The organism is Candidatus Pelagibacter sp. PS_28 (assembly GCF_059417885.1).
The window spans coordinates 1,042,005-1,060,957 of record NZ_CM182070.1; the positions used below are offsets into that span (position 1 = coordinate 1,042,005).

Sequence of the window (18,953 nt, forward strand, 5' to 3'; positions counted from 1 at the left end):
TTAACTTCCCCAAATATAAATGGCAGCAAATAAGAATAGCCAAACAACATCTACAAAGTGCCAATACCAAGCAGCTGCTTCAAATCCAAAGTGATGCTCTTCAGTAAAGTGACCTTTTCTTGCTCTCATTAAACATACCGATAAAAATATAGTACCAATGATAACGTGGAAACCATGAAATCCTGTTGCCATATAAAATACTGAGCCATATATATTTCCTGCAAAATCAAAAGTTGCATGCTGATATTCATAAACTTGTAGTAGTGAAAAAGAAAAACCAAGTATCACTGTTAGAACTAGTCCTTGAATAAAGCTTTTTCTATCACCTTCTAGCAATGCGTGGTGTGACCATGTTACTGTCGTTCCTGATAATAATAAAATTAATGTATTGATTAGTGGGATGTCCCATGGATCAAAAGTTACAATATCTTTAGGTGGCCATATTCCTCCTATTGCTAAAGATGGAAATAAACTTGCATCAAAATAAGCCCAAAACCATGCAACAAAGAACATAACTTCTGAAGCAATGAACAATGTCATTCCATATCTGTGGTGAATTTGTACTACTGGTGTGTGATGACCTTGGTGCTCTGCTTCGATAACAACATCTCTAAACCACATGTATGTTCCATATAATAGTAGTGCTAATCCCAAATACATTCCCCAAGAAACTTCGCTATGTAGATAATAAACTGAACCTATTGCTAAAATTAAGCATGAAAATGAAACGTAGATAGGCCATGGACTTGGGTCTACTAAATGATAGTCATGTTTTTTTTCTGCGGACATTTTTATAATTTTGATTGGTTATAGTAATCTGATGAAAAAAAAGTATAGGACATAGTTACATCTTTAATATTTTTAGTATTGGGATCATTTACCATTTCTGGATCCAAATAAAAAGTCATAATATAAGTGGCCTTTTCGCCTGCTTTTAAGGCCTGTTTTTCAAAACAAAAACATCCCAATTTGCTATAATATTTACCAAATGATGATGGAGAAACATTGAAAGATGCAACTCCATAAGTCGTTTCATTGCCATAGTTTTCAACTTCAAATTCGATTCGGTTCACTTGACCAATTTTAACATCCATAACATTTGTTTTTGCTTTAAAATTCCAAGGAAGTTTATTTACATTTGTATCAAAACGAACGTTAACTTTTTGGTTTAAAATTATATCTGGCGCTTCTCTTGATATTTGTGTTGTTCCACCAAACCCAGTTACTCTACAAAATAAATCATACAAGGGTACTGCAGCAAATGAGAGTCCTAACATTAAAAAAAATATTCCAGCTAAAAGAATTGGAGTTAAGGTTTTATTTTTCACTATATTGATCTATCAAAAACACCCGTATTATAAAGTGTAAAAAAAAACAGAAATATCATAAATCCTATTATTGCTACTGCTGTTAAAATATTTTTTCGCTTAGTTTTTTTGTCTGGTATCATCATAATATCTTATCTATCAAAAAAATAACGAATATCAAAAACAAATATAAAATTGAATATCCAAATATTGTTTTTGCTTTCTTGGGGTTAAATTTATTTTTTTTAAACTTATAAAGCTCAAAACATAAAATGTTATAATACAATGTAATCATTAGGGCTGGTACTAGAAATACTAATCCAACAAAATCTATTGCGTAGGGTAAAATAACCATTGGCAACATTAATAATGAATAAACTAAAATATTTATTTTAGTGCTCTCTATCCCATTAGTTAATGGAAGCATTGGAATTTTTGCCTTTTTATAATCATCTGATTTATAAAGACTTAACGCCCAAAAATGCGATGGTGTCCAAAAAAATATAATCAGAAAAAAGGTTATTGGCTCAAGAGATAATGAGTTAGTTGCTATAGTCCATCCAATTACTGGCGGTAATGCTCCTGCAGCACCTCCAATGACAATGTTTTGTGGAGTTTTTCTCTTTAACCAGATTGTATAAACAAAAACATAAAATAAAATTGTAAACAGCAATAATACTGCTGAAATTGTGTTAGCAAAATAATCTAATGCGATTACTGAAAAAAATGAAAGTGATGTTCCAAAAATTAGGGCTTGGTTTTTATTAACCTTTCCCATTGGAATTGGTCTCAAGCAAGTTCTTGTCATTAATGCATCAAGATCAGATTCGTACCACATATTTAGAGCACCAGCGGCTCCTGCACCAATTGATACTAAAAGAATTGCAATCATTGCATCTTTTGTAGAAACTGTAGAAGGCGCCATTAATAAACCCACAGCACACGTGAAGATTACCAAAGACATTACCCTTGGTTTCATTAGCTTGAATAATTCAGAAAAATTAAACACATTCACTTGGTTTAAATTTCTATTTTTTAATTTAGAGTTAATCATCAATATTTAATATAGAAAAAGCTGTAACTTTATTAACTAGATACTTTTTCAGCACCATCTGGATCTTCAAATTTTGGTAATTCCTCAAAAGTATGAAAATTTGGTGGTGATGGTACAGTCCATTCTAGAGTTGTAGCTCCTTCTCCCCAAGGGTTCTGAGCTGCAGCTTTTTTCTTAGAAAAAGAATAAATTAAGTTAGCAAAAAATACTAGTAAGCCAGCAACCGCTATGTATGAGCCGATTGACGAAACATAATTCCATCCAGCAAATGCATCAGGGTAATCAGCATATCTTCTTGGCATTCCAGCTAAACCTAAAAAATGTTGAGGGAAAAATACTAAGTTCACTCCAATGAATGTTAACCAAAAATGTAATTGTCCCATCCATTCTGAATACTCATACCCAGACATTTTACCAAACCAATAATAAAATCCTGCAAAGATTGCAAATACTGCACCTAAAGATAATACATAATGAAAGTGAGCAACTACATAATAAGTATCATGCATTGCAGTATCAACACCTGCATTTGCAAGAACAACACCTGTTACACCACCTACTGTAAATAAAAATATAAAACCTAATGCCCACATCATGGGAGTTTTAAATGAAATTGATCCACCCCACATTGTTGCAATCCATGAAAATATTTTAATCCCTGTTGGGACCGCAATAATCATTGTTGCAGCTAAAAAATATGCTTTAGTATCTGTACTTAAACCTACCGTATACATGTGGTGAGCCCAAACAACAAACCCAACAACCCCAATTGAAACCATCGCATAAGCCATTCCTAAATATCCAAATACAGGTTTCTTAGAAAATGTTGAAACGATATGACTGATCATTCCAAAGCCAGGTAAAATTAAAATATAAACTTCAGGGTGACCAAAGAACCAAAATAAGTGTTGGTATAAAACTGGATCTCCTCCAGTTTGAGCATCAAAAAATGCTGTTCCAAAATTTCTATCTGTTAAAAGCATTGTGATAGCACCAGCTAAAACAGGTAGTGATAGTAATAATAAAAATGCTGTAACTAAAACAGACCAAGCAAATAAAGGCATTTTATGCAAAGTCATGCCTGGCGTTCTCATATTTAAAATTGTTGTAATAAAGTTAACTGCTCCTAAAATTGAAGAAGCTCCAGCTAAGTGTAAGCTTAAAATAGCAAAATCCATAGCAGGTCCTGGTTGTCCAGCTTTTGACGATAAAGGTGGATACAAAGTCCATCCTCCACCAACACCTTGCTGACCTGGAGGGCCATCTACAAATATTGAAAGTAATAGTAAAATAAATGAAGCTGGTAATAACCAAAATGAAATATTATTCATTCTTGGAAAAGCCATATCAGGTGCACCGATCATAATTGGGACAAACCAATTACCAAATCCACCAATCATTGCAGGCATTACCATAAAGAAAATCATTATTAATCCATGGCCTGTAACCAACACATTATATAAGTGATAGTTGCCACCTAAAATTCCATCACCAGGATGCATCAATTCAATTCTCATTAATACTGAAAAAGCTGTACCAATAATTCCTGCAACAATTGCAAAAATTAAATACATTGTACCAATGTCTTTGTGGTTAGTTGAGTAAGCCCAACGTTTCCAACCTGTTGGTGTGTGATGATCGTCGTGTGATGCTGTTTTTGTGTACATTTTTATTTACTCGCTAGTTTTTTATATTCATTTTCTGCAATTGGCTCTTTTGCAAATTTCATTTTAGCCTCTGCTAACCATATTGCATATTCTTCATCTGTCACAACTTTTACTGTGATAGGCATAAAAGCATGCTCAATTCCACAAAGTTCAGAACATTGACCATAGTACGTTCCAACTTTTTCAGCTTTAAACCAAGTTTCGTTTATTCTTCCAGGAACTGCGTCTCTCTTAACTCCAAATGATGGTAATGCCCAAGCATGCAATACATCATTAGCTGTAATTAAAACTTTAACCACTTTATTAACTGGAACAATAACTTCATTATCAACAGTTAGTAATCTTGGTTGGTTTTCTTTTAATTCAGCTTCTTTAATCATATACGATTCAAAAATAATATTTTCATCAGGATACTCGTAGCCCCAGTACCACTGGTAACCAACAGCTTTAATTGTTAGGTCAGCTTTTGGAATAGTATCTTGTTTATACAAAATTTTAAAAGATGGAACGGCCATCACTATTAAAATCAAACATGGAATCAGTGTCCACAAAACCTCTACAGCAACATTGTGAGTAGTTTTTGATGGGTTAGGATTTTTTGACGCTCTAAATCTTATACAAACATAAATCATAAGAAATAAAACAAAAACACTAATAGCAATAATTACAGGAAGGAGAATGTTGTTATGAAAACTAACAATCTCAGTCATACTTTGAGAGGCAGAATCTTGAAAGCCTAGCTGCCAGTTTTTAGGCTGATCCGCCCAAGCGCTAGTCATTAACATTGTAGTTATAAATGTTATTAAAAATTTTTTCATTTGTTACACACTATATAAAGTGTCTTTTAAAAAATTACACTTTAGTTTTCGCGACAAAATATCAATTAATTAGGTAATTAACAATTGATAAGGCTGAAATTACAGCAGTTTCTGATCTAAGTATATTTTCGTTTATTTTAATTGGCTGAACCCCTTTAAAGGCAAGAATCTCCCCCCTTTCCTCTTCAGAAAAATCTCCTTCTGGACCAATAATTACACAAGTTGGATTATGAGCTAATTTATTAAAATCTAATTTTTTATTTTCAGAATTTAAATCTGTGAATATTAAGTCCATCTTTTCATGATTTAAAAAACTTTTTAATGATTGGGGATCTTCAATAAGCGGAACATTAATACGATTAGATTGCTCAGCAGCTTCTATGATTACTTTTTCTAATCTTTCTTTATTTATTTTTCTAACAATTGTTCTATCAAATATTATTGGTAAAAATTTTGTAACACCAAGCTCTGTTGCTTTTTGAATCATAAAATTAAAATAATTTGATTTAATAGGTGAAAAAGCTAACCACAAATCTTTTACATTTTCTTTTTGTCTTAATTGTTTTGTAATATTAAATTCAACTATACTTTTTGAAATAGTTAAAATTTTTGCTTCCCACTCTCCACTGTTATTAAATAAAGAAAAAACCTCGCCCACTTTGATTCTCATTACTTTATTCACATAGTGAGATTGAGATTTATCAAGCTTAGCAGTTAAATTAAGTGATAAACTTTCTTTAAAAAATAATCTAATATTACTCATTAATGTTAAGTTAATTTATGAAAAATATTAAAGCAATAATTTTTGATGCATATGGCACTTTATTTGATGTCAATTCAGCAGCAGAAAAATGTAAAGATAAAATTGGTGATAAATGGGAAGGCTTTGCTAATTATTGGCGAACTACTCAATTAGAATACACTTGGCTTAGAAGTCTAATGAATAGACATAAAGACTTTTGGCAGGTGACAGAAGATAGTTTGGATAAATCTATGAAGGCTTACGAAATAGATTTATCAATGAAAAATGAATTATTAAATCTTTATAAGGTGCTCTCCCCTTTTCCTGAAGTACCTGAAATTTTAAAAAGATTAAAAGAAAAAAATTATAAATTAGGTATTCTTTCAAATGGAACACCCTCTCTTCTTAACGAATTAGTTAAGAGTAATAATTTAGATAATATATTTGATGATATTTTTTCAATTGAAGAAGTTGGAATTTATAAACCAGACTCAAAAGTTTATGACATGCCAATTAAAAAATACAAAATACAAAAAGAAGAAGTCGCATTTTTAAGTGCTAATACTTGGGATGTTTCTGGTGGTGGAAATTATGGTTACAGTTCTATTTGGGTAAACAGAAATAATAATATTTTTGATAATCTTGATTATAAACCTAAAGATGAGGTTAAAAATTTAAAACAATTGCTTGATATTATCTAATTCTATTTTCTTCAAAATTCTTATTTAGTTTTACTGAAATGGTTCGAGTATTTCTTTTATTCCACTCTGAAAAGGATCTTAAGATAGGCATAACCGAAAGTCCAAATTCTGTAAGTGAATACTCAACTTTTGGGGGCATTATTCGAATTACTTTTCTATTAATTATTCCATCTCCTTCTAGTTCCTTAAGCTGCTTGGATAACATTTGTTGTGTAATGGTTTTTAATCCTTTTTTGAGCTCACCAAATCTAATTTTTTTACTTTGCAGCAAACTAAATAAAATTCTAATTTTCCATTTACCTCCAAGAAAGTAAACGGCTCTTTCAGCTGGACAATCTATTAAATTTTTCATGGTATGTTTTTGTATACTAGTATGTTTACTTTGCGTTATTGCTTTATTAATACCAAAGCACTAAATAGAAGTCAAATAAATTGAAAGGATCAATATGACTAAAGGACAAAACGCAGGTAACGGACCAATTGCAGTAGATGTAGAGAAAGATAAATCTTACTACTGGTGTTCATGTGGAAAGAGTTCAAAGCAACCATTTTGTGATGGATCTCATCAAGGTTCAGAATTCACTCCTCTAGCTTACAAAGCAGAAGAGACAAAAAAAGTATTTTTTTGTGCTTGTAAACAAACTAATAACCAGCCTCTTTGTGATGGTTCACATAACAAAAAGTAACATTGAACTTTATAAATTATTGAATAGTCTTTAATTATGAAAAATATTGAAGTAGAAAAAATAATAGAGCCAGTTGCAGCATCAGATGGTGCTGGTGTTAAATTAAAGAGAAGTATTGGCACTCACCTTATTGATTACCATGATCCCTTTTTAATGTTAGATGAATTTGGTTCTGAAAATAAAGATGATTATATTGGAGGCTTTCCTCCTCACCCTCATAGAGGAATTGAAACAGTAACGTATATGCTTGCTGGCGACTTTGAACATAAAGACAGTACAGGTGGCGAAGGAATAATGACTGCTGGAGATGTTCAGTGGATGAAAACTGGAAGTGGTATCATTCATTCAGAAATGCCTGCAATGAAAGAAGGTAAGCTTCATGGATTTCAATTATGGGTAAACATGCCTGCTAAATTGAAAATGACTAAACCTGAATATATTTATATTGATGCAGATAAAATGAGCACTCATAAAGATGATGATAAAACTGTCAAAGTGATTGCTGGAAAATTTCAAGATGCAGAAGGACCTGTTAAAGGTCACAATGTTGAACCTGTTTATTTTGATGTAGAGCTTGAAAAAGGAAAAGAATTTAATTTTGATCTTCCCTCAACTCACAATTCATTAATATATTTAATTGAGGGTGAAATTAAAGTTGGCAATCAAGATCATGATGCCGTTAAAGATTCTACTTTAATTATTTTGACTAGAGGAGAAAAGTTAAAAGTCTCTAGCTTAACTAAAGCCAAGTTTTTATTGATATCTGGAAAGCCAATTGGTGAGCCTATTGCTAGAGGAGGTCCATTTGTAATGAATACTAAAGCAGAGATCTTGCAAGCAGTTCAAGATTATCATAATGATACATTTGTAAAATAATGAAAACTATTAAAATAGAAAAATTTGGTGGTCCTGAAGTATTAGAGGTTAAAGATATTGAAATCGGTAAACCAGGTCCAAAAGAAGTTTTGATCAAAAATTTATCAATTGGTCTTAACTATATTGATGTTTATCATCGAACAGGCTTGTACCCTATTCCTCTACCAAGTGGAATTGGCCTAGAGGCATGTGGAATAATAGAAGAAGTTGGTTCTGAAGTTGATCTGTTTAAAGTTGGAGATAGAGTGGCTCACTCTTCAATGCCAATTGGAAGTTATTCAGAAAAACAATTGTTTCCTCAAGAAAAATTAGTTTTAGTTCCAGAGGGTATCTCAGATGAAATAGCATCTTGTATTATGCTTAAAGGGATTACTGCTGAATATTTATTACACAGAGCTTATCCAATTAAAAAAGGGGATAAAGTATTATACCACGCAGCCGCTGGTGGTGTGGGTCAAATTTTATGTCAGTGGGCTAATGCATTAGGAGCTGAAGTCATTGGAACAGTTGGCTCTAAAGAAAAAGAGACTATTGCTAAAAAAAATGGTTGTCATCATGTAATAAATTATACTGATACAAACTTTGTTGAAGAGGTGGAAAAAATTGCAGGTAAAAATGGAGTTGATGTTGTCTATGATGGTGTTGGTATTAAAACTTTTGATGGATCAATTGAAACCTTAAAGGTTAGAGGTATGATGGTCGCTTTTGGTAACGCATCAGGTTATGTTGATACGATAGATGTTAAAAAACATATTAATGCAAAAGGATTATTTTTTACTCGTCCTTCAATTGCACATTACACCATGACAAGAGAAGAGTTGGTTGAATCTGCTAAAAAAGTTTTTGATGCCATCTTATCTGGAAAATTTAAAGTTGAAATTTCAAAAAAATATTCGCTTGATGATGCTAAAAAAGCTCATGAAGAATTAGAAGCAAGACTACTAACCGGTCCTGCAGTTATTATTCCTAATTAATCTAAGTCAACATCCATATCAGACATATGCAATTTTAATGCATTTGTTGATACTTGAATTTCTCTCATAAAAACAACGATTGAAATCATCATCGATAAACAACAAGATCCAAAGATTAATCTTGCAGCAAAAATTTCATTCAAATAAAGGGCAAACACAGTCAACATATTAAATAAGAAACCAAATGCAGCAAACATAATAGTCCATTTTAAAAGAACAATTCTTCCACTTAAATTTATAAACTGTTTTTTCCACTCAGGAGGAATATGATTTTCATACACATGTTCATCATGAAGCTGCCTAATAAGCTTGCTCAAAGAATGAAATCTGTTGCTATATACACTCATCAATAAAGGAATGGCTGGAAACATCAATGCTGTAACTGTGTAATCTATATTCATACGAATCAATTTGATTATGAAACTAGCCTTTGTTATTTACAAGTAAATTATTATGAAACAATTAAATCTCTTTATTGAACTAACAAGATTTAAAAGACCTATTGGCTATATGCTATTATTTTGGCCTTGTGCATGGGGACTAACTATTGCTTATGATTTCTCAAAAAACTTAAATGATTATTTTTTTTACTTACTATTATTTTTTTTAGGATCAGTTCTAATGCGTTCTGCAGGATGTATTGTAAATGATATTTCTGACAAAGAATTTGATAAAAAAGTTTCAAGAACAAAAAATAGACCTATTGCGTCTAACCAAGTTTCCATAAAATTAGGAATATTTTATACTTTGATTTTATGTCTACTTGCACTTTTGGTTTTAATTAACTTTAATAACTTAACAATCTTACTTGCTCTTGGGTCTATGCCTCTAGCCTTCACTTACCCTTTAATGAAAAGATTTACTTATTGGCCTCAACTATTTTTAGGAATAACATTCAATTATGGTCTAATTTTAGGATGGACTGCAATACAGGGTGAAATAAATGCTGTAGCTATTATCTTTTACTTAGGAGCCATATTTTGGACACTGGGATACGACACAATATACGGGTTTCAAGATATTAAAGATGATGAAATTATAGGAGTAAAATCTACTTCAATAAAATTTAAAAAAAAACCAAAATTATTTTTAACAACATGCTATTTAATCTTTATAATTTCTTTAATACTAGTAGGTATTTATATGAAGCTTAATACAATGTTTTATTTTTTTATTCTCATTCCAACTACTCACTTATTTTTTTATCAAATCTATAATTTTAATTTCAAAGATCCTAAAAATTGTTTAAAAATTTTTAAAAGTAATAATTTTTTTGGTGCAATTATTTTGTGTAATATTTTAATTGGAAAATTTTAAATGAATAAAATAGAAACTATAAAAAGACTTTTTTTCGATTACACAAAAAAACATATAAAAAAAATACTATTATCAGTTTTTTTTGCACTACTAGTTGCTGGAAGTACTTCGGGGATTGCTTATCTTTTAGATCCAGCAATTGAAAAAATATTTATTGAAAAAGACCAAGCTCTAATAATTATTATTCCAATTTTTATTATTATTGCTTTTGCAGTAAAAGGCTTTTCATTATATTTAGCAAAAGTTATCATGATAGGTGTTTCGGAGGAGGTAAGAAAAGATCTCCAGTGTGACATGTTAAATAACTTAATTGCAGCAGATACAAGATTAATTGATGGAAAACATACTGGAAAATTTATATCCAATATAACTAATGATGTAAGTCATATTACCAACCTAATTAGTGTTGCAGTTTTAAATTTATTTAAAGATAGTTTAACTTTAATTGGTTTACTTACTGTAATGTTTTTTCAAAATTGGAAACTTGCTTTGATAGCAATCATAATGATCCCTTTGGCTACTTTTGCAGCAAGAACTTTGGGTAAAAGAATAAGCAAAGTAGCTACAGAGCAAATGCTTAAGGCTGGAATTCTTAACACATATTTAATTGAACTATTTAAAAATCATAAACTTATTAAAATTTTTCAACAAGAAAAATATGAGAATAAAAGAGCAGAGAAATTTATAAACGATGTAAAGGAAAAAACTGTAAAAATAGCAACTGTCTACGTTAGATCTTCACCGATAATGGAAACCTTAACTGGTATTATGATAGCAGTTTTAATTTTTTATTCTGGAAAATTGGTTTTAAAAAATGAAATTGATATAAATAATTTTTTCTCTTTTCTTGCAGCCATGATGCTAGCGTATCAACCAGTGAGGTCACTTGCGACTTTAAACATAACTATTAGCCAGGGCTTATCCGCTGCAACAAGAATTTTGCCAGTTATCGATGAAAAATCAGAACTTCAAGAAAATAAAAATAGTGCTGAAATAAAAGTTAATGCTGGTGATGTTGAGTTTAAAAATGTTTCTTTTAAGTATGAAAAGGAAAGAAAAAATAACACTTTAAATTCAGTTAATATAAAAATGTTAGGTGGAAAAATGACTTCAATTGTAGGTCATAGTGGTGCTGGGAAATCAACAATTTTGAATTTAATCCCAAGATTTTATGATGCAATTTCAGGAGATATACAAATAGATAATCAGTCAATCTATAATTGCACAATCAGCTCTCTTAGAAAAAATATCTCACTCGTTAGTCAAGACACTACTTTATTTGATGATACGATTAGAAATAATATTGCATATGCAAACCTAGGTGCGAGTCAAAAAGAAATTGAAGAAGCAGCAAAATATTCTTTTGCCAGTGAATTTATAGAAAAACTTCCAAATAAGTATGAAACTATTATTGGTGAAAATGGAACAAGATTGTCTGGTGGAGAAAAACAAAGACTCTCTATAGCGAGAGCAATGCTAAAGAAAAGTCAAATTATTTTATTAGATGAAGCAACATCGTCACTAGATGCAGAAACTGAAAATAAAATTCAAGATGCTATAAATTTTTTAACCAAAGATAGAACGACAATTGTGATAGCTCATAGATTATCAACAATTTTAAACTCAGATAAAATTTATGTAATAGATGCTGGCACAGTTGTTGGTGAAGGAACGCATGACCAATTATTAGCTAATTCAAAAGTTTACAAGAACTTCTATGAAAAACAAATTAAGAAAGTTTAATGTTTCTTTTTTATAGGATACTAATAAATTTAATTTTACTTTTATCACCTATAATTGTTTTAATAAGATTATTGCAGAAAAAAGAGGATCCACTAAGATTTAAAGAAAAACTTGGTTTTTTTTCTAAAAAGAAACTAAAGGGAAAATTAATATGGTTTCATGGTGCAAGTGTTGGAGAAATACTAAGTGTAATTCCATTAATAGAAAAGCTAGAAAAAAATAAAGAAATCAAACAAATTTTAATAACTTCAAATACACTAAGTTCCTCTAAAATTTTATCAAAATTAAAATTAAAAAAAACTGTCCATCAATTTTTTCCAATAGACACAAATTACAATACAAATAAATTTTTAAGATATTGGGATCCGTCCATTGCAATCTTTATAGATTCCGAGATATGGCCAAATATGCTCACAAATATAAAAAAAAAATCAATATCATTAATGTTAATTAACGCAAGAATAACTAAGAAATCTTTTAAGAAATGGAAGTTTTTTTCTTCCTCAGCTAAAACGATATTTCAAAATTTTGACATATGCATATCATCAAGCTTGGCGTCGAAGAATTATTTAAGATTACTTGGGGCAAAAAAAATTTCATATTTTGGTAATTTAAAATTTACTCAAAGCAAACAAACTACAAATGAATTAAGTAGTAATTTAAATAAATTTTTTTTAACAAAAAAAATATGGTGTGCATCCAGCACACATGGAATTGAAGAAAAAATATGTGCAAATACACATAAAAAACTTAAAGTTAAGTATAAAAACTTATTAACAATTATAATACCAAGACATATTCATAGAGTTAAAAAAATTCTCCAAGATATAAAGGAAATGAATTTAAAAATTCACTTGCATGACTCTAAAAAAAAGATTGATAAAAAAACAGATATATACCTAGTAAATACTTTTGGACAAACCCAATCCTTTTTTAAGATTAGTAAAATTGTTTTTTTAGGAGGCTCAATTATTAAACATGGAGGGCAAAATCCTTTGGAGGCAGCAAAGTATGGGTGTCAAATATTACATGGCCCAAATATATGGAATTTTAAAGAAATTTATAACCTTTTAAAAGTTAATGGAGCATCACATAAAGTTACCACACCCAATCAATTAACTCTTAAAGTTAGCAATATACTGAACAGTAAAAGCAACTCTAAAAAACTTCAATTAAAAATAAAAAATCTTAGTTCTAAAATTTTAAACTCAACCTTAAATGAGATAAACTTTCATATAAAGAAAAATGAAATTTAAAAAACCAAAATTTTGGGACTATCAACGTCCAAATTTATTGTCATATATTTTATTGCCACTAACTTTTCCTCTAATTTTAAATAATTTTTTCTTAAATAAAAAAAAAAATAAAAAAAAAGATCATAAACCTAAAAAAATTTGTGTAGGAAATATATATGTAGGTGGCACAGCAAAAACTCCATTGACAATAAAAATTTATCAAATTTTAAATAAACTTGATATTAATGCTTGCACTATTAAAAAGTTTTACAAAAGCCATTATGATGAGCAAAAAATACTATCTGAAAAAACTAAACTTTACTGTGAAAAAAATAGAATTGATGGACTTAATAAGGCAATTCTAGACAATAAAGATGTGGCAATTTTTGATGATGGTCTACAAGATAGATCAATAAATTATGATCTAAAAATTGTTTGCTTCAATGATTTAAAATTAATTGGAAATGGTTTTTTAATTCCTGCTGGACCTCTAAGAGAAAAAATAAATAGTATCTCAAAGTACGAGATAGCTTTTATTAATGGAAATGAGGTAGATAACTCTAAACTAAAGTTACTATTAAAAAGTTATAATGCTAATATTGAAATATTTGAGACTAACTATAAAGCTATAAATATCAAAGAATTTAATATTAACGATGAATATATGGTTTTTTCAGGCATAGGTAATCCTGAAAGTTTTAGACAAACATTGATCAATAATAATATTAAGGTAACTAAAGAAATAATTTTTCCCGATCATTACAACTATACTCATAAGGATATTGAGCAAATAAAATATCAGGCAAAAAAACTTAACTTAAAGATATTAACTACTGAAAAAGATTATATTAAGATTAAATCAATCGATAACCATGATATTAGATATTTAAAAGTTGAGCTGGATATCAAGAATGAAGATAGGCTAATAAATCATTTAAAAAAATATATATGAAATTAATAAAATATTTTTTTCAATTTGTAATTATAATAACACTTCTTCTTTTATTTAGAATTTTAGGGCTTAAAATTGCTTCATTTATTTCTAATAAAATTGCATCTAGTTTTGGGCCCTTTTTTAGATCTAAAAATTTAATTAAATCAAATATTCTTAAAGCACTTCCACATTTAAGTCCGGAGGAATTAGATAAAATTTCAAAAAAGATGTGGGGAAATTATGGAAGAATACTTGCTGAATATGTTTTTATAAAAAATTTTAGAGGGCCCAAATTTAATAATAATATAAAAGTTAAAGGTCAAGATGTGCTTGAAAAAATTAAAAAAGATAATGAGCCTGTTATATTTGTTTCAGGACATTTCAATAACTTTGAATTAATGGCTCTACACATTGAAAAATCAGGGATTAACCTAGCAGCAATTTATAGACCGCTTAATAATAAATTTCTTAACTTTATAATGGAGAGAGTAAGAAAAAAATACATTTGTAAAAATCAAATCAAAAAAGGAATTTCAGGTACTAAAAAATTACTTGGATTTTTCAAACAGAAAACTTCTATAGCACTCATGATTGATCAAAGAGTTTCTCAAGGTATTAAAGCTAAATTTTTTAATGATGAATGTTTTACAACTACTATTCCTGCACAATTTGTTAAAAAATTTAAATGCAAAATAATCCCTGTTTATATTGAAAGAATACAGAGCACAAATTTCCAAATTACTATACATGAGCCAATAAATTTTTCAGGTGATGAAACAATTGAGTCGATAACTTTAAACTTAAACCGTTTGTTAGAAAAAATGATTTTAAAAAACCCTGAACAATGGATTTGGTCTCATAATCGTTGGAAATAAGAATTTTTTAAAGTTATTCACTTTCTCTTTTTTTTGCTGCCTCGACGTACGAATAATATGGTTCTTGCAAATCCACATTCCAATAATTCAAAGTATTTAGATCAATCTTCTTACCGGATACTGCGCAAATTACATGATCACCCTCTTCAATAACTTCAAAATTATTTGGTAAATATTTTATTTTTGCTAATTTTTTATTCATTTTTAGTTTATACATTATTACATGAAAGTTGGGATAATAGGAAGTGGTGGTCGTGAACATGCTATTTGTCACAAACTCAGCACTATTAAAAAAATAGAGCAATTATATTGTTTTCCGGGAAATGCTGGAACAGCAAAAATTGCCAAAAATATTTCAATAAACTTAGAAAATTTCAATGAATTAAAAGATTTTATAAAATTAAATAAGATTGATTTAATTATTGTTGGTCCTGAAAAGCCACTCGTAGAGGGCATTGTAGATTTTTTAGAAGCAAACAATATTCAAGTTTTTGGTCCCAACAAAATTGCATCTCAATTAGAAGGTTCAAAAATTTTTACAAAAAACTTATGTAAAAAATATAATATTCCAACTGCTAACTTTGGAATTTTTCAAAATATTGATGAAGCTAAGCAATTTATAAATAAAACTAAATATCCTATTGTTATAAAGGCTGATGGATTGGCTTCCGGAAAAGGTGTTTATATTTGTAATAAGCTAGATGAAGCTAAAATTGCAATAGATGAAATTTTTAATGGTAAATTTGGTATTGCTCATAACTTGCTAGTTGAAGAATTTTTAAGTGGTGAAGAAATGAGTTATTTCATAATTAGTGATGGTAAAACAATAAAAAAGTTTGACACTGCTCAAGATCATAAAAGAGTTTCAGAAGGAGATGTGGGTAAAAATACTGGAGGTATGGGTGCCTACTCTCCCTCAAGATTAATCAATAATGAATTAGATAAAAAAATTTTATCAAAAATTATTGAACCGACAATTTTAGGTTTAAAAGAAATGGGCACAACCTATAAAGGTTTTTTATATGCGGGCCTCATGATTGTAGAAGGTGAGCCCTATTTAATAGAATATAACGTACGTATGGGAGATCCTGAGTGTCAAACTATTCTACCAAAACTAAAATCTAATTTATTAGAAATTTTTTTATCCTGTTGTAATGAAAAACTAAATAATACTCAGATAGAATGGCATAATAAAAAAAGTTTATGTATTGTAATGTGCTCAAATGGATATCCAGACCAATTTAAAAAAAATATTTTGATTAAACATTTGGATGAAATAAAATTAGGCACAAATGAATATTGCTTCCATGCTGGAACAAAACTTATTGATGATAAATTCTATGCAATTAGTGGGAGAGTTTTAAATTTTGTCTCTTTATCAGAAAATTTTTCTACCTCTAGAATAAAGATAATAGATATGATTAAATCACTTAATTGGAATGGTGGCTTTTACCGAAAAGATATTGGTTACAAGGTTATTAATGAATGAGAATAATATCTGGAAAATCAAAAGGTAAAAAAATATTTGATCCTATAGATATTAATACGAGACCACTTAAAGATTTAACAAAAGAATCTATATTCAATATAATTACTCATTCAAATAAATTTAATACTGCACTTGAAAAATCAAATATTTTAGATTTATTTTCTGGAGTAGGGTCTTTTGGACTTGAGTGCCTTTCTAGAGGTTCCAAAAGTGTAACTTTTGTAGAAAACTACAGTATTGTTTTGCCAATCTTAAAAAAGAATATTTTTAATCTTGGTTACCAAGATAATTCATTGGTGATCGATAAAAACATCTTAAACCAATTAAATTTTAAAAACTTTGATACTAAGTTTGATATTATTTTCATGGATCCTCCTTATAAAGAAAAAAACCTGAGTAAAATAATAAAAGATATATTTGAGGCAAAGATAATAAAAGATAACGGAATAATAATTATTCATAGACACAAAAAAGATAAAGATGAATTTCCAAAAGTATTTAAGATTATTGAAGAAAAAACTTACGGAATATCAAGAGTATTTTTTGGTTCGTATACTTATTAAAATAATATTTTTTTTGTCTCTTTTTTGATGAGCTCTACAGCAGGTTGATCATATGGGTTAATTTTTAGCGCTCTTCCAATTAAAATAGTTTCTAAGATAAAAAAACAAAATAACTCTCCTAAAGCATTTTCATTCCGATTGATTATTTCGAAACTTCTAAAGGGAATTTTTTTATTTAAAAAAACTTTTTCCGTTGCTAATTTTTGAGAGATAATTATTTCGCTGAGACTTTTATTTTTTAAATGACTGTGTGAATCCAGAATCTTGCTATTAATAATTTTATCTGATTTTTTATTACTGACATGAAAAAAAGTAAAAAAATTATTTTTTGGGCCATCTAAGTAAAGCTGCATCACACTGTGATTATCTTTCGGCATTAAAGATATTGTAGGCAAAATTCCATTTCCCTTTTTTCCTAAACTTTCAGCCATTAATTGCTGATACCATCTGAATAAACTTTCTGAACTTTCGTCATAATTAAGAATAATTGAGTTAAATTTTTTTTTCTTTAAAAAATATAAAGAATTATTTACATTTATAACTAAAGCATCAATAAATTTTTTGTTTTTAATCAGGTTATTTAATTGTTTAAATTTAGTACTATTTAAACCCATAAGTTCAGCAGGTAACATTCCCACTTCAGAGAGAACAGAATATCTGCCTCCAATAAAATTATTATGGTGTACTATTTCAGTTTTTAATTTTTGAGCCAACAAGTGTAAATAATTATTTTTATTTTCTGTAATAAAAATATTTTTATCTTGATTTTTAATAATAATATTTGAATTTGATATTGTTTCAAGAGTGTTTCCTGATTTTGAAACAATAATATTTAGGTACTTTTTTTTACTAGAACCGGTATCAATCTTTGACTGAAGATTATTAAAAAAAAATAAATTTTTTTTTATTCTATTCTTCAAGAAATAATAAATAGATTCTGTTCCTAGAATCGAGCCACCCATACCAATTATTCTTATATTGCTAAATTTTTTAAATTTAAGAATAATTTTTTTATTATAGCTACTCTTATAATTTGTACTTAGAGAATCTAATACTGCATTTCTATTAAGTAAAATATTTTTTAAGTCTTTTTTTATTTTCTTACTATCTTTTTTAATCTTAAAATTTTTAAATTTAATATTTTTTGTAAGCATTAATTGCTTTTAATTTTTTCTAATATACTTTTTTCTAATGAACTATCTGGTGACTCAGATAAAGTAACTGTGCTCTCAGTATTAGAGCCTTTAGTTAAAATTTCTTTCAAACTAATCTCACTTTCTTCCTGATTATCATCTTTATTTAAAGTTGTTGGTTCTGGTAAATTTTCAAAATCTGGTGGAAGTGATAATGGATTTTTTTTCTTAACTAAAAATTCGTCTGAATTGGATTGTTTTTTTCCAGTCAAACCATCTTTGACACTTTGACAGGCGCTGACCATAAACAAAATTGTTAATGTAAGAAATATTTTTTTAAATAGATTTTTCATTTTTTTTATTATTAGCAAATATTTCATCAAAAATAAGGCATATAACACCTAATGTTATAAATATATCTGCGATATTAAAGACAAACCAATGAAAATCATTAAAGTGAAAATCAATAAAGTCTGGTACAGCAGAATAATATATTCGATCAAAAAGATTTCCTAAAGCTCCACCAAGAACAAATATTAAGGATATTTTTTTAAAGCCATTACTATTATAGATCATTATCGCTAATATAATACTTATCAGTGCTATTATTAAAGTGATCGAGTTATAAATAAAACTTTCATTAAAAGAAAATAATCCAAAGGCGATCCCTTTATTCCAAATAAGGTAAAAATTCAGATACTCGGTCAAATAAATATCAACTTTACTTTCTATTTCGCTAATTTTAATAATGTAAATTTTAGAAACCCTATCGACTAAAAAAATAAAAAAGATAAGTAAAATGTCGATTGATATTTTTTTTAAATTCACTTTAGGTATTT

General features: G+C 28.7%; 23 protein-coding genes. 11 read left to right on the top strand and 12 right to left on the bottom strand.

Translation table 11 applies throughout. The features are described from left to right. The 6 genes from AC5SMR_RS05650 to AC5SMR_RS05675 all read right to left on the bottom strand — a co-directional run bounded on the left by AC5SMR_RS05650 (position 1) and on the right by AC5SMR_RS05675 (position 5,609). Positions 1-789 carry a cytochrome c oxidase subunit 3 gene (locus AC5SMR_RS05650; RefSeq protein ID WP_494576614.1) on the bottom strand — a complete coding sequence of 263 codons (789 nt, stop codon included), beginning with the start codon at positions 787-789 and terminating at the stop codon, positions 1-3. 2 nt (positions 790-791) lie between these two features. Further along, positions 792-1,328: a cytochrome c oxidase assembly protein gene (locus AC5SMR_RS05655; protein WP_494576615.1), complete on the bottom strand. Its 537-nt coding sequence runs from the start codon at positions 1,326-1,328 to the stop codon at positions 792-794. Between the two features lie 121 nt (positions 1,329-1,449). After that, positions 1,450-2,361: a heme o synthase gene (cyoE, locus tag AC5SMR_RS05660; protein ID WP_494576616.1), complete on the bottom strand. Its 912-nt coding sequence runs from the start codon at positions 2,359-2,361 to the stop codon at positions 1,450-1,452. 32 nt (positions 2,362-2,393) lie between these two features. Beyond that, positions 2,394-4,028: a cytochrome c oxidase subunit I gene (ctaD, locus tag AC5SMR_RS05665; RefSeq protein WP_011281496.1), complete on the bottom strand. Its 1,635-nt coding sequence runs from the start codon at positions 4,026-4,028 to the stop codon at positions 2,394-2,396. A gap of 2 nt (positions 4,029-4,030) precedes the next feature. Further along, complete coding sequence (coxB, locus tag AC5SMR_RS05670; RefSeq protein WP_271499669.1) at positions 4,031-4,846, bottom strand: cytochrome c oxidase subunit II; 816 nt, start codon at positions 4,844-4,846, stop codon at positions 4,031-4,033. A gap of 61 nt (positions 4,847-4,907) precedes the next feature. After that, positions 4,908-5,609 carry an RsmE family RNA methyltransferase gene (locus AC5SMR_RS05675; RefSeq protein WP_011281498.1) on the bottom strand — a complete coding sequence of 234 codons (702 nt, stop codon included), beginning with the start codon at positions 5,607-5,609 and terminating at the stop codon, positions 4,908-4,910. Between the two features lie 17 nt (positions 5,610-5,626). Between AC5SMR_RS05675 and AC5SMR_RS05680 the strand changes: the two genes are divergently transcribed. After that, on the top strand, positions 5,627-6,289 hold the full coding sequence (locus AC5SMR_RS05680; RefSeq protein WP_006997771.1) for a haloacid dehalogenase type II: 663 nt from the start codon (positions 5,627-5,629) through the stop codon (positions 6,287-6,289). Here the strand turns inward: AC5SMR_RS05680 and AC5SMR_RS05685 are convergent. Then, positions 6,282-6,641, bottom strand: a complete 360-nt coding sequence (locus AC5SMR_RS05685; RefSeq protein ID WP_006997770.1) for a winged helix-turn-helix transcriptional regulator — start codon at positions 6,639-6,641, stop codon at positions 6,282-6,284. The genes AC5SMR_RS05680 and AC5SMR_RS05685 overlap by 8 nt on opposite strands. 94 nt (positions 6,642-6,735) lie before the next feature. Between AC5SMR_RS05685 and AC5SMR_RS05690 the strand changes: the two genes are divergently transcribed. From AC5SMR_RS05690 to AC5SMR_RS05700, 3 genes are read left to right on the top strand one after another with little or no spacing between them, the layout of a single operon-like run. Next, positions 6,736-6,975 carry a CDGSH iron-sulfur domain-containing protein gene (locus AC5SMR_RS05690; protein ID WP_271564200.1) on the top strand — a complete coding sequence of 80 codons (240 nt, stop codon included), beginning with the start codon at positions 6,736-6,738 and terminating at the stop codon, positions 6,973-6,975. Between the two features lie 36 nt (positions 6,976-7,011). Next, positions 7,012-7,851 carry a pirin family protein gene (locus tag AC5SMR_RS05695; protein ID WP_494576617.1) on the top strand — a complete coding sequence of 280 codons (840 nt, stop codon included), beginning with the start codon at positions 7,012-7,014 and terminating at the stop codon, positions 7,849-7,851. Beyond that, entirely contained in the window at positions 7,851-8,825 is a 975-nt protein-coding gene (locus AC5SMR_RS05700) for a quinone oxidoreductase family protein (RefSeq protein WP_494576618.1), read from the top strand. The genes AC5SMR_RS05695 and AC5SMR_RS05700 overlap by 1 nt, the downstream gene beginning before the upstream one ends. Here AC5SMR_RS05700 and AC5SMR_RS05705 read toward each other — a convergent pair. Beyond that, entirely contained in the window at positions 8,822-9,226 is a 405-nt protein-coding gene (locus AC5SMR_RS05705) for a DUF2721 domain-containing protein (RefSeq protein ID WP_271486171.1), read from the bottom strand. The genes AC5SMR_RS05700 and AC5SMR_RS05705 overlap by 4 nt on opposite strands. Positions 9,227-9,278: 52 nt before the next feature. On the opposite strand from AC5SMR_RS05705, the gene ubiA reads away from it, so the two are divergent. Genes ubiA through AC5SMR_RS05730 form a run of 5 tightly spaced genes read left to right on the top strand, consistent with a single transcriptional unit; the run spans position 9,279 to position 14,929 of the window. Next, the gene (gene ubiA, locus AC5SMR_RS05710; RefSeq protein ID WP_494576619.1) at positions 9,279-10,142 is read left to right on the top strand and encodes a 4-hydroxybenzoate octaprenyltransferase; all 864 of its coding nucleotides are present in this window, start codon (positions 9,279-9,281) and stop codon (positions 10,140-10,142) included. Next, positions 10,143-11,885 carry an ABC transporter ATP-binding protein gene (locus AC5SMR_RS05715; RefSeq protein WP_494576620.1) on the top strand — a complete coding sequence of 581 codons (1,743 nt, stop codon included), beginning with the start codon at positions 10,143-10,145 and terminating at the stop codon, positions 11,883-11,885. It begins immediately after the preceding gene. After that, positions 11,885-13,141 (top strand): 3-deoxy-D-manno-octulosonic acid transferase, encoded by a 1,257-nt coding sequence (locus tag AC5SMR_RS05720; RefSeq protein WP_494576621.1) that lies wholly within the window; start codon positions 11,885-11,887, stop codon positions 13,139-13,141. Before AC5SMR_RS05715 ends, AC5SMR_RS05720 begins: the two co-directional genes overlap by 1 nt. Then, entirely contained in the window at positions 13,131-14,072 is a 942-nt protein-coding gene (gene lpxK, locus AC5SMR_RS05725; RefSeq protein ID WP_494576622.1) for a tetraacyldisaccharide 4'-kinase, read from the top strand. Before AC5SMR_RS05720 ends, lpxK begins: the two co-directional genes overlap by 11 nt. Next, positions 14,069-14,929, top strand: a complete 861-nt coding sequence (locus AC5SMR_RS05730; RefSeq protein ID WP_494576623.1) for a lysophospholipid acyltransferase family protein — start codon at positions 14,069-14,071, stop codon at positions 14,927-14,929. The genes lpxK and AC5SMR_RS05730 overlap by 4 nt, the downstream gene beginning before the upstream one ends. A 13-nt stretch (positions 14,930-14,942) precedes the next feature. Here the strand turns inward: AC5SMR_RS05730 and AC5SMR_RS05735 are convergent, their stop codons facing one another. Beyond that, positions 14,943-15,131 (bottom strand): DUF2093 domain-containing protein, encoded by a 189-nt coding sequence (locus AC5SMR_RS05735; RefSeq protein WP_271486152.1) that lies wholly within the window; start codon positions 15,129-15,131, stop codon positions 14,943-14,945. 21 nt (positions 15,132-15,152) lie between these two features. Between AC5SMR_RS05735 and purD the strand changes: the two genes are divergently transcribed. Continuing rightward, complete coding sequence (gene purD / locus AC5SMR_RS05740; protein WP_494576624.1) at positions 15,153-16,418, top strand: phosphoribosylamine--glycine ligase; 1,266 nt, start codon at positions 15,153-15,155, stop codon at positions 16,416-16,418. Then, on the top strand, positions 16,415-16,981 hold the full coding sequence (gene rsmD / locus AC5SMR_RS05745; RefSeq protein ID WP_494576625.1) for a 16S rRNA (guanine(966)-N(2))-methyltransferase RsmD: 567 nt from the start codon (positions 16,415-16,417) through the stop codon (positions 16,979-16,981). Before purD ends, rsmD begins: the two co-directional genes overlap by 4 nt. Here rsmD and AC5SMR_RS05750 read toward each other — a convergent pair. From AC5SMR_RS05750 to lspA, 3 genes are read right to left on the bottom strand one after another with little or no spacing between them, the layout of a single operon-like run. Then, positions 16,978-18,135, bottom strand: a complete 1,158-nt coding sequence (locus AC5SMR_RS05750) for a phosphoglucose isomerase-related protein (protein WP_494576626.1) — start codon at positions 18,133-18,135, stop codon at positions 16,978-16,980. The two genes, rsmD and AC5SMR_RS05750, sit on opposite strands and share 4 nt — an antisense overlap. Next, positions 18,135-18,467: a DUF3035 domain-containing protein gene (locus AC5SMR_RS05755; protein WP_271766931.1), complete on the bottom strand. Its 333-nt coding sequence runs from the start codon at positions 18,465-18,467 to the stop codon at positions 18,135-18,137. Before AC5SMR_RS05755 ends, AC5SMR_RS05750 begins: the two co-directional genes overlap by 1 nt. Beyond that, the gene (gene lspA, locus AC5SMR_RS05760; RefSeq protein ID WP_494577404.1) at positions 18,451-18,951 is read right to left on the bottom strand and encodes a signal peptidase II; all 501 of its coding nucleotides are present in this window, start codon (positions 18,949-18,951) and stop codon (positions 18,451-18,453) included. The genes AC5SMR_RS05755 and lspA overlap by 17 nt, the downstream gene beginning before the upstream one ends. Between the last annotated feature and the right edge of the window lie 2 nt (positions 18,952-18,953).